Source organism: Sphingobacterium sp. 1.A.4, assembly GCF_002734245.1.
Lineage (GTDB): Bacteria > Bacteroidota > Bacteroidia > Sphingobacteriales > Sphingobacteriaceae > Sphingobacterium > Sphingobacterium tenebrionis.
Genome location: NZ_PEAZ01000095.1, coordinates 1 through 9,701 on the forward strand (window position 1 = coordinate 1; position 9,701 = coordinate 9,701).

The 9,701-nt window shown below is 42.0% G+C and carries 9 protein-coding genes; 6 read left to right on the forward strand and 3 right to left on the reverse strand.

The features are described 5' to 3' along the window. The 4 genes from CRJ00_RS15595 to CRJ00_RS15610 form a co-directional block, all read left to right on the forward strand. The coding region (locus CRJ00_RS15595) for an IS3 family transposase (protein ID WP_144038181.1) at nucleotides 1-619 on the forward strand (619 nt) is incomplete at its 5' end. A 390-nt stretch (nucleotides 620-1,009) separates the two neighbouring features. After that, nucleotides 1,010-1,810: a sterol desaturase family protein gene (locus tag CRJ00_RS15600; RefSeq protein ID WP_099367681.1), complete on the forward strand. Its 801-nt coding sequence runs from the start codon at nucleotides 1,010-1,012 to the stop codon at nucleotides 1,808-1,810. A gap of 445 nt (nucleotides 1,811-2,255) precedes the next feature. After that, on the forward strand, nucleotides 2,256-2,936 hold the full coding sequence (rpe, locus tag CRJ00_RS15605) for a ribulose-phosphate 3-epimerase (protein ID WP_099367682.1): 681 nt from the start codon (nucleotides 2,256-2,258) through the stop codon (nucleotides 2,934-2,936). Nucleotides 2,937-3,081: 145 nt separating this feature from the next. Then, the gene (locus CRJ00_RS15610; protein WP_099367683.1) at nucleotides 3,082-5,346 is read left to right on the forward strand and encodes an aconitate hydratase; all 2,265 of its coding nucleotides are present in this window, start codon (nucleotides 3,082-3,084) and stop codon (nucleotides 5,344-5,346) included. Nucleotides 5,347-5,572: 226 nt separating this feature from the next. Here CRJ00_RS15610 and CRJ00_RS15615 read toward each other — a convergent pair whose 3' ends face one another. Beyond that, the gene (locus CRJ00_RS15615) at nucleotides 5,573-5,809 is read right to left on the reverse strand and encodes a hypothetical protein (RefSeq protein WP_099367684.1); all 237 of its coding nucleotides are present in this window, start codon (nucleotides 5,807-5,809) and stop codon (nucleotides 5,573-5,575) included. Nucleotides 5,810-5,882: 73 nt separating this feature from the next. Next, complete coding sequence (locus CRJ00_RS15620) at nucleotides 5,883-6,731, reverse strand: universal stress protein (protein ID WP_099367685.1); 849 nt, start codon at nucleotides 6,729-6,731, stop codon at nucleotides 5,883-5,885. A 277-nt stretch (nucleotides 6,732-7,008) separates the two neighbouring features. On the opposite strand from CRJ00_RS15620, the gene CRJ00_RS15625 reads away from it, so the two are divergent. Both CRJ00_RS15625 and CRJ00_RS18665 read left to right on the forward strand, forming a co-directional pair. Further along, nucleotides 7,009-7,617 (forward strand): RNA polymerase sigma factor, encoded by a 609-nt coding sequence (locus CRJ00_RS15625; RefSeq protein ID WP_099367686.1) that lies wholly within the window; start codon nucleotides 7,009-7,011, stop codon nucleotides 7,615-7,617. Nucleotides 7,618-7,628: 11 nt separating this feature from the next. Then, entirely contained in the window at nucleotides 7,629-9,089 is a 1,461-nt protein-coding gene (locus CRJ00_RS18665) for a hypothetical protein (RefSeq protein ID WP_144038182.1), read from the forward strand. A gap of 272 nt (nucleotides 9,090-9,361) precedes the next feature. On the opposite strand, the gene CRJ00_RS15635 is transcribed toward CRJ00_RS18665, so the two are convergent. Then, nucleotides 9,362-9,701, reverse strand: a 340-nt coding sequence (locus tag CRJ00_RS15635) for a transposase (RefSeq protein ID WP_144038183.1), incomplete at its 5' end; no start/stop codon positions are given.

The window sequence follows — 9,701 nt, forward strand, 5'->3', positions numbered from 1 at the left end:
GTCACCACCGGTCACCACCGATTCGCGGCACTGGATGAAGAAGTACGGGAACCTGATAAAGGGACTTGCGGTCGAGCGTCCCGAGCAGGTCTGGGTAAGCGACATCACCTATGTACAGCTCAACAGGCGCTGGGGATATCTGAGCCTGATCACCGATGCCTATTCCAGGAAGATAGTGGGCTGGGCGTTCAGGGGCGACCTCTCGGCACAGGGATGTATCGATGCCCTGCAGATGGCACTGCGGCAGAGGCAGTATCCGGGAAAGGGTCTGATACACCACTCCGATCGGGGTTCGCAGTACTGTAGCAAGAGCTATGTGGATATCCTGCGCTCCAACGGGATAGCGGTCAGCATGACCGAGAACGGGGATCCCTACGAGAACGCGATAGCCGAACGGGTGAACGGCATACTGAAGGCGGAGTTTGACCTCTACGCATCACAGGGTGGCCTGAGGGAGACCACAGGAAAGATACGGGAAAACATCAGGGTATACAACAACCTGAGACCGCACGCGAGCTGTGATTACCTCACCCCTGAACAGGCACACATGAGATCAGGTGCCCTCAGAAAGAGATGGAAACCGAAAAAATATCCAATAGTGAAGAAAGAGTTTGTATAGTACATATAGTATTACCAAATTTGCCTGTATAATCAATTCAGAATTAAACCAATAATCTGTATAGCTATATAAGGACAAGACAAATTGACTTCTTGGAGGAAGCAAAATGTAGGCAGGGTGTAAGTGCGTTGTAAGTACCTTTTAGCACTTACAACTCACTTACATGTCACTTACAACTCACTTGAACTTCGAAGATTTCCTGATCTTTTTCTTGTCTAGATTTTATTATTAAACATTTAGATTCAAATAATTCCTTTGAAATTTAAAATAATCTTTATAATTTAATATTTTAATTGAATTGCTGATCTGAATCAAGCATATCTGCCTTTCCTTTTCTCCACTGCCGATGACTTTTTCCAATTGTTAATTTCTTTACCTAAATAAATTGTCATGGACTTTTTAGAAAAACTCCTGAACATCAATTCCAATTACATCGTAATCGGATTATTGACCATCTTCTTTTTGATGGAACAGTTATTTGCCAACCCTTTTGCTTTTCGAAAGCGAGGGAAGCACCTCTTCCAAAATATCCTTTTCCAGATCACCCTAACTTTGTTGAATATCTTTGTCATTGTCCTACAGGTAAAAGCAATCGATTGGTTGAATGCCCAAAAAATCGGGATGTTATTCTGGTTGGAATTACCTTTGTGGCTCAAATTGATCGTTAGTGTGATGCTGTATGATCTAACCACTTATTGGATCCACCAAGCAGCCCATAAGGTGCCTATCATGTGGAGATTGCATCGTGTTCATCATAGTGATACCAGCATGGACTCCAGCACCACCTTCCGTTTCCATCCTCTGGAAATGATCCTGGTCTACCAGGTCGGAAATGTGATCACTGCCGGAATCTTCGGAACCGATGTTTTCTCCATGGCGCTCTATTATTTTATTCTCAACATCTTTTTGTTTCTGGAACATGCCAATCTACATTATCCGAACTGGATCAACAAGACCTTGGGGATGATCTTTGTCATGCCAGACCACCATCGTGTACATCATCAACAGGAGCAGTTTTATACGGATAGTAACTTTGCAGATATCTTTATCCTGTGGGATCGGATTTTCGGCACCTTCAAAACTATGCCTGTTTCCCAAATGAAATATGGCCTGGAAGAATTTGAAGGGGATAAGAAGCAAAGTTTCTGGTACCTGATGAAAAGCCCTTTTATTAATGTTAAAAAACGTTAAAGGATGTTTTGATTAAAATATCGGCACAGCTCTTGCGTTAATCATAGTGTTAAACAAATAAAGAGTAATAGAGTAAAAATTTCATAATTTAGGTTAATAATTGGTTTGGTAAAATCCTGAGACTCCCAGTCTCAGGATTTTTTTTTGGCTGCGTCATTGCGAGGAGGTACGAGGAAGCAATCATTACGTCATTGCGAGGAACGAAGCAATCTTCCCGCATGTCATGCTGAGGGAAGTCGAAGCATCTACATTTGGTACACGTACAGATCCTTCGACTCCGTTCAGGATGACAAAGACTCCGCTCAGGATGACAAAGTTCAAAGATTGCTTCCTCGTGCCTCCTCGCAATGACGCGAACCCTCGCGATGTCAATAAACCTCCCAAACACATGAACTATATTCGGAATAACACTAATTACTTGTTATCTTTGCAAAAAAATAACAACATGTCCTCACAAAAACATTTAATAGCACCTTCCATCTTAGCTGCGGATTTTGCTGATTTGAAAAAAGATATCCAAATGGTCAATGAAAGTGAAGCAGATTGGTTTCATATTGATATCATGGATGGGGTTTTCGTTCCAAACATTTCCTTTGGTTTTCCAGTAATGCAGGCCATCGCCAAGCATGCCCAAAAACCGTTGGACGTGCATTTGATGATCGTTGATCCGGATCGCTACCTGAAAGTGTGTAAAGATTCCGGTGCGGAAATCATCACCGTGCATTATGAAGCATGTACGCATCTACACCGTACCATCGCGGCTATTAAAGAGTTGGGCTGTAAAGCTGGAGTTGCGTTAAACCCGCATACACCGGTAAGTTTACTAAAGGATATCATCCAGGATATTGACCTGGTTTGTCTGATGTCGGTGAATCCAGGATTTGGAGGACAGAAATTTATCGAACGCACCTACGATAAGATCAAGGAACTGCGTGCATTGGCGGTAGAAAACAATACCGATCTTTTGATCGAGATTGATGGGGGAGTGGGTACCAGCAATGCCGGACAATTATTGGCGGCTGGAGCGGATGTATTGGTGGCTGGAAGTTTTGTGTTCAGCTCTGAAAATCCGATCGAAACCGTAAAAACCCTGAAGGCGGTAGACCCAAGTTTGAAATACGTTTAGGCTTTTGTTTAGAATATTTCCAAATTAGCTTGGAATGGCAGAATTGCAAATAAACATGGTTTTTTTTGGTATTTTTGCTAATGTACTCAAACAATTTGAGGAAATGATTAGTAGTAGAGTTAAAATCTAATTAAAATAAAAATAAATGGCTTTTGATATAGACATGATTAAGAAGGTTTATGCACAATATGATGAGCGCATCAATGCAGCTCGTCAGATTGTTAATAAACCATTGACTTTATCTGAGAAAATTCTGTATGCTCACCTTTGGGACGGAAACGCGACTGAAGCATACGAACGTGGAAAATCTTACGTGGATTTTGCACCGGATCGCGTAGCAATGCAAGATGCTACTGCACAGATGGCCTTATTGCAGTTCATGCAAGCTGGTCGTGCGAAAGCTGCAGTGCCTTCAACCGTTCACTGTGACCACTTGATCCAAGCTCGTGATGGTGCGGAGCAAGATTTAACACGTGCAAAACAAGAAAGCTCAGAAGTGTTCAACTTCTTAAGTTCTGTTTCTAATAAATATGGTATCGGTTTCTGGAAACCGGGTGCAGGTATTATTCACCAAGTGGTATTGGAGAACTATGCTTTCCCAGGTGGTATGATGATCGGTACAGACTCCCACACCGTGAATGCGGGTGGATTGGGTATGGTCGCTATCGGTGTTGGTGGTGCTGATGCCTGTGATGTAATGGCTGGATTACCTTGGGAGCTGAAATTCCCGAAATTGATCGGTGTGAAATTGACCGGAAAACTTTCTGGTTGGGCTGCTCCGAAAGATGTGATCTTGAAAGTTGCTGGTATCCTTACTGTAAAAGGTGGTACCGGTGCTATCGTTGAATACTTCGGTGAAGGTGCAGAATCTTTATCTTGTACAGGTAAAGGTACAATCTGTAATATGGGTGCTGAAATTGGTGCTACTACGTCTACATTCGGTTACGATGAGTCTATGGAGCGTTATTTACGCGCTACAGACCGTGCGGATGTTGCGGATGCTGCCAATGCCATCAAACAACACCTTACTGCAGATGCAGAGGTTTATGCAAATCCTGAACAATATTTCGATCAATTGATCGAAATCAACCTGTCGGAATTGGAGCCTTCGTTGAACGGTCCTTTTACGCCAGATTTATACACGCCAATTTCTCGCATGCGCGAAGAAGCTGGTAAAAACGGATGGCCTACGAAAGTAGAGTGGGGATTGATCGGTTCTTGTACAAACTCATCTTACGAGGATTTGTCTCGCGCTGCTTCCATCGCTCGCCAGGCGATCGAAAAAGGTTTGGTAACCAAAGCTGAATTTGGTATCAATCCAGGTTCTGAACAAGTTCGTTTTACAGCTGACCGTGATGGTTTGTTGAAAAACTTTGAGGACTTGAACGCAACGATCTTTACCAATGCATGTGGTCCATGTATCGGTATGTGGGATCGTGCAGGTGCCGACAAACAAGAAAAAAATACCATCGTTCACTCGTTCAACCGTAACTTCGCGAAACGTGCGGATGGTAACCCGAATACCTATGCATTCGTAACTTCACCAGAAATGGTAGCAGCAATCGCTATCTCCGGTGATTTGGGCTTCAACCCGCTTACGGATACCTTGACCAACAAAGATGGTGAGCAAGTGAAATTGGATCCGCCTACAGGTGATGAATTACCTACAAAAGGTTTCGCGGTGGATGATCCAGGATACCAAGCTCCTGCAGAAGATGGATCAAACGTGGTTGTGGAGGTTTCCCCAACTTCTGATCGTCTGCAATTGTTAGAGCCATTCGCTCCTTGGGAAGGTACAGACCTAAAAGGCTTGAAATTATTGATCAAAGCAAAAGGTAAATGTACAACTGACCATATTTCGATGGCTGGTCCTTGGTTGAAATACCGTGGTCACTTGGATAATATCTCCAACAACATGTTGATCGGTGCGGTGAACTACTTCAACGAGAAAACAGATAACGTGAAAAACCAGTTGACTGGTGAGTATGGTGCTGTTCCTGCAACACAACGTGCTTACAAAGCGCAAGGAATCGGTTCTATCGTGGTTGGTGATGAAAACTACGGTGAAGGATCTTCTCGTGAGCATGCAGCAATGGAGCCTCGCCACTTAGGCGTACGTGCGGTATTGGTGAAATCTTTCGCTCGTATCCATGAAACAAACCTTAAGAAACAAGGGATGTTAGGTCTTACATTTGATAACAAAGAGGACTACGATAAAATCCAAGAAAACGATACGATCGATATCATTGGATTGACTGAGTTCGCTCCGAATAAACCTTTGACTCTTGTTCTTCATCATGAAGATGGTACTTCTGAGGAAATCTTAGCTAACCATACGTATAACCAACAACAGATTGAGTGGTTTAAGGCTGGTGGTGCTTTGAATATTATCAGAGCTGGACAGGCGTAGGTTTAGATTATAGATATTAGATAATAGACAATAGATTTTAGACTATTGAGGAAAGGGCTGCATTCGCAGCCCTTTTTTTCTGCGTCATTGCGAGGAGGCACGACGAAGCAATCTTTCGACTAGTGTAAAGATTGCTTCGTCCCTCGCAATGACGGGAAAAAACTCCTCGCAATGACGCGTATAGCTCTTCGCAATGATAGTAATGAGCAAGGAATGTATTGAATCATTACCTAAGCAACATCGCTTCTTTATGGTTCAAGATCTGTTTGTAAGTCGGATTTCCCTTTGCCAATAGCTCCTTATGATAAGGCGCTGGTATCAGCACCTTCACCTCATATTTTTCCAAAGGAATAAAAAACAACACCCCATGTTCCTCCAGATTTTCATCGGTGATTTGGGTGTATTTTTCCGCCATTTGGTTGATCTTTCCTAAAGACTCCAGTTTTTTGATGACCTGTTGCATGATGATCTTTTTTAAATGAAGATTAGCCTAAATTTTTAGTACAAACATCCTTATTTATACCACAAAAAACAGCCTATTTTTCTTCATGGAATACTAAGATAGGTACTTTTGAGTGAAAAGCTAGATTATTGCTCACACTGCTACTGAACAACCTATCGAAGAAACTCCTGTTCCTTTTCACTATCCCTAATATATCTACATTATTCTCAATGATATAGTTCAATATCGTTGTTTCAATACTTTCCACCTCATCCAATAAAATATATTCTATCTCCTCCTGAGGAAATTCATGTCGCCAGTTTTCAGTATGAAGCATCACATCAGAAACATTCTGGTTATGTAAAATATGAAGGATATCGATTTTCGCGCCAATGGCCTTGGCCATGATCAACATTTCTTTCATCGCAGATTTATCCTTATCGCGAAATAGCGAAGTAAATACCGTACGTTTTATTTCCTTGTATTTGGCATGCGGAGGAATTGCCAAAACAGGATTTTGGATGGTTCGAATCACATTTACCGTGTTGGTGCCGATTACCTTCGAAAGGAATCCCGATTCCCCATGGGTACCCATCACCACCAAATGGATCTTTTCGCGTTCGACGATTTTTTTCACCACCGAAGCAACAGGTCCCTTTTCAAATAGGAAAACCAATTCCACATCGTTTATTCCTTGCTCTTCGGCCATATCGTGCAGCACCTGCGTCTTCTTTTTATATATCTCAAACTGATTCAGTTCAATTGTTTGGTAAACCTCGCCCAAAAGCTCCGGTTGTCCGCCATGGGTAGCCGATAAAACGGGTTCCAGGTAGGTATAAAGCACATAAATTTTAGCGTCAATAGATTTGGCTATATTTAGGGCGTACAGAAAGGCATTGGTAGCAGTTTCTGAAAAATCGGTGGGAAATAATATGGCTCTCATAATCTTTCATTAAGTGTTTCCTTAAATTTAACAATTAAATGTCCAATTGCTCCATGATATTGGTCATTATTTTAGGTAGTTTATGTCAATCTTATGCAAGGTTTTTTTGCTTGCTACGTTTTAGCCTATTGAAGAAAATTTTTTAAAAACCTGTAGCATTTTAATAACATAGACCGTATATAAAATACAAAAAATATAGGAGGAAAGTTTACATGCGTCAAAACTTTAATCTAGTTATTAAATTTGTATAATTAACTAGATAACGTAAAGACATAGGGTGGGAATCATTCAGAAATACCTAGGTACTGCAAAACCATGGAGTTTAAGAACTGCGTTGGAGTCCTGTGCTATGTCCGGTTCGGAAAAGAGCAAAGCTTTTATCTATAAGAAATATTACGGCTATATTATGGCCATTGTAATCCGCTACATGAAGCATGAAATGGAATCCGAAGAGATTACCAATGAGTGTTTTGTGAAAGTTTTCAATAAGGTGAGCAGCTTCTCCATCCATGAGGAAGATGCCGTGCTCGAGAAGACTTTCCGTTCTTGGATGGGCAAGATCGCTGTAAATACCGCCATTGACGCACTAAGGGTGAGAAAACAGGTGCTGATGTTGGATGACCTTAATGGTTCGGACAACTTGCATTATTCCGTGCAGAACGACAGCCGATTGGAATATCAGGATATCATCGCCCTTATCCAACAGTTGCCCGATATCCAACGTTCCATTTTCAACCTTTATGAAATCGAAGGTTTCTCGCACGAAGAGATCGGCAAAAAGTTGGAGATCCCCGAAAGTACCTCCAGAACATATTTAACAAGAGCAAAACAGAAGCTGAGAAAGCTTTATGGTGAGCTCCACAATTTAGAAAATATACAATCCTGATTTTTATAAAGATGGAAGAGCATAACAAAAAAGACCTCATTGACCATATCGTTGATAAGCTGAAAGCTTCCGACGAGCTTCCTTATAAAGAGGGGGCTTGGGAACGGTTTCAGCAAAAACATGGTTCAATGCCGGTTCGCAAAAACAGAAGCTATTACTGTGCCGCCAGTGCTGCCGCCATTCTTTTGGTAGGCGCATTTGCGGTTAAACAATTTGTTTCCCAGGATCCAAAAAACTTGGATGATGTCACTATTGCCCAACATCAAGGGGCTAATGGACAGAATTCAAGTGAAGGGGTTAATGCTGAACTTCAAAGTCAAGAAGGATCTGAAATGGAAGGACAGTTTCAACAAGAAGGTTTGTTGCCGAGTGATGGAAGGATTTCAACTAATGGAATTGGTTCGACCACAGGAGGTGCTTCAGTTACTGGAGGAATTTCCACAGGTGGATCAGGTCTCCGAATTTCCGGCAGAAATGGAGCTGTTGCTTCTTATCAAGGAAATCTCTTGAATTTGCAGGAAGCGGATAGATCGAACAATATGCTTGCTTATAGTGATTGGAATAATGGGATTCGTTATGCCCCCAAAAATATCCATGCTCCGCAGCAATTGTCAGGATCATCATTGGACTTAAGAACAAAGAACTTACAGTTGGCAGCTGATGAGCCTCAAATAAAGACTACTTCAGATTTAGGATCTGCCGTGATCTTGGCGAATCAAGATATGGCTAATAAGGCGAATGCTGGTCGTGAGCCAGATCTAAAATCCAAGAAGTTCAATTTTAACGAGCGATTTGATCTTGGATTGTTTGTATCGCCAAATTCCACCAGTGAGAAGTTCAATTTTGGTGGCGGAGTGCTAGTTGCGTATAATGTAACAAAAAATCTTTCTGTACGTACTGGATTAGCTTATAACCGCTATGAGGTAGGAGCTATGCGTAATCCGGTTGCCAATCAGGATGTCGCAGTTTCTGCAAGTCGTGAAATGTTCGAAAAGAATAATTCCAATAGCTTGACTGCTTATACTATGAGCAATGCTGTGATTCTGCCGAATGTAAATGCGGTTTCAGGTTCTGTACAGGCTTTAGAAGTTCCATTGGATGTGAAATATAAATCTAAAAGCGGTTTTTATGCATCTTCGGGGTTGACTTATGCCAAAGTGACTGAACAGGAACGCTTTACACATTACATCGAAAACAGTGGTGCGGAAGTTTTTCCGGATGGTCTTCCTAAAAACCAAAAGGATTTGGAAGCTGGATTCAAACAGGTATCCAAAGCTATAAAAACGGAAGATCAGAATGTTAAGGCTAATGGATTTGGTGGTTTTGTAAACCTATCTATTGGTAAGGAAATGAAAATGAATAAAGGCTTCTCGATCTCCGTTGAACCTTATATGAAATTACCCGTTGGGAATTTTAAATCCGCAGATATGAATTATACGAATGGCGGTTTAAGGATTATAACGAATTTCTAGGGGGTTTAGATTATAGATTATAGATTATAGATGAGAGATGAGAGATGAGAGACTTTGCCGACCTTGAGCATTATGCGTCATTGCGAGGGACGAAGCAATCTTAACGCATGTCATGCTGAGCGAAGTCGAAGCATCTACATGTGGTACCCGTACAGATCCTTCGACGCTGCTCAGGATGACACTAAAAGAAAGATTGCTTCGTCGTGCCTCCTCGCAATGAACTGTGTATATATCCAAATAATAAATTAAATTTTCTCCAAATAATATTCTGATTAGGCCGCTTTTGCGATGTAGCCCTTTCCAGATTTTGCGATGGCGAATGCCTGTTTGATCAGTTTGTTCACCACTGCTATGATTGCGACCTTGTATGGCTTTCCTTTTTCCATCAACCTCCCATAAAGCTCACTGCAGGCGGTGTTGCTCCTGATGGCGGATATTGCCGCCATGTACAGCACCTTTCTGACCTGGCCCATCCCCATCTTGCAGATATGCCCCTTTCCCTTTACGCTGGTACCGGATTCGAATATCCTGGGCGCCAGTCCGAAATATGATATCAGCTGCCTGTACCCCTCGAACCGACTGAAACCGTCCGTCAGGATGATCAACAGTGCT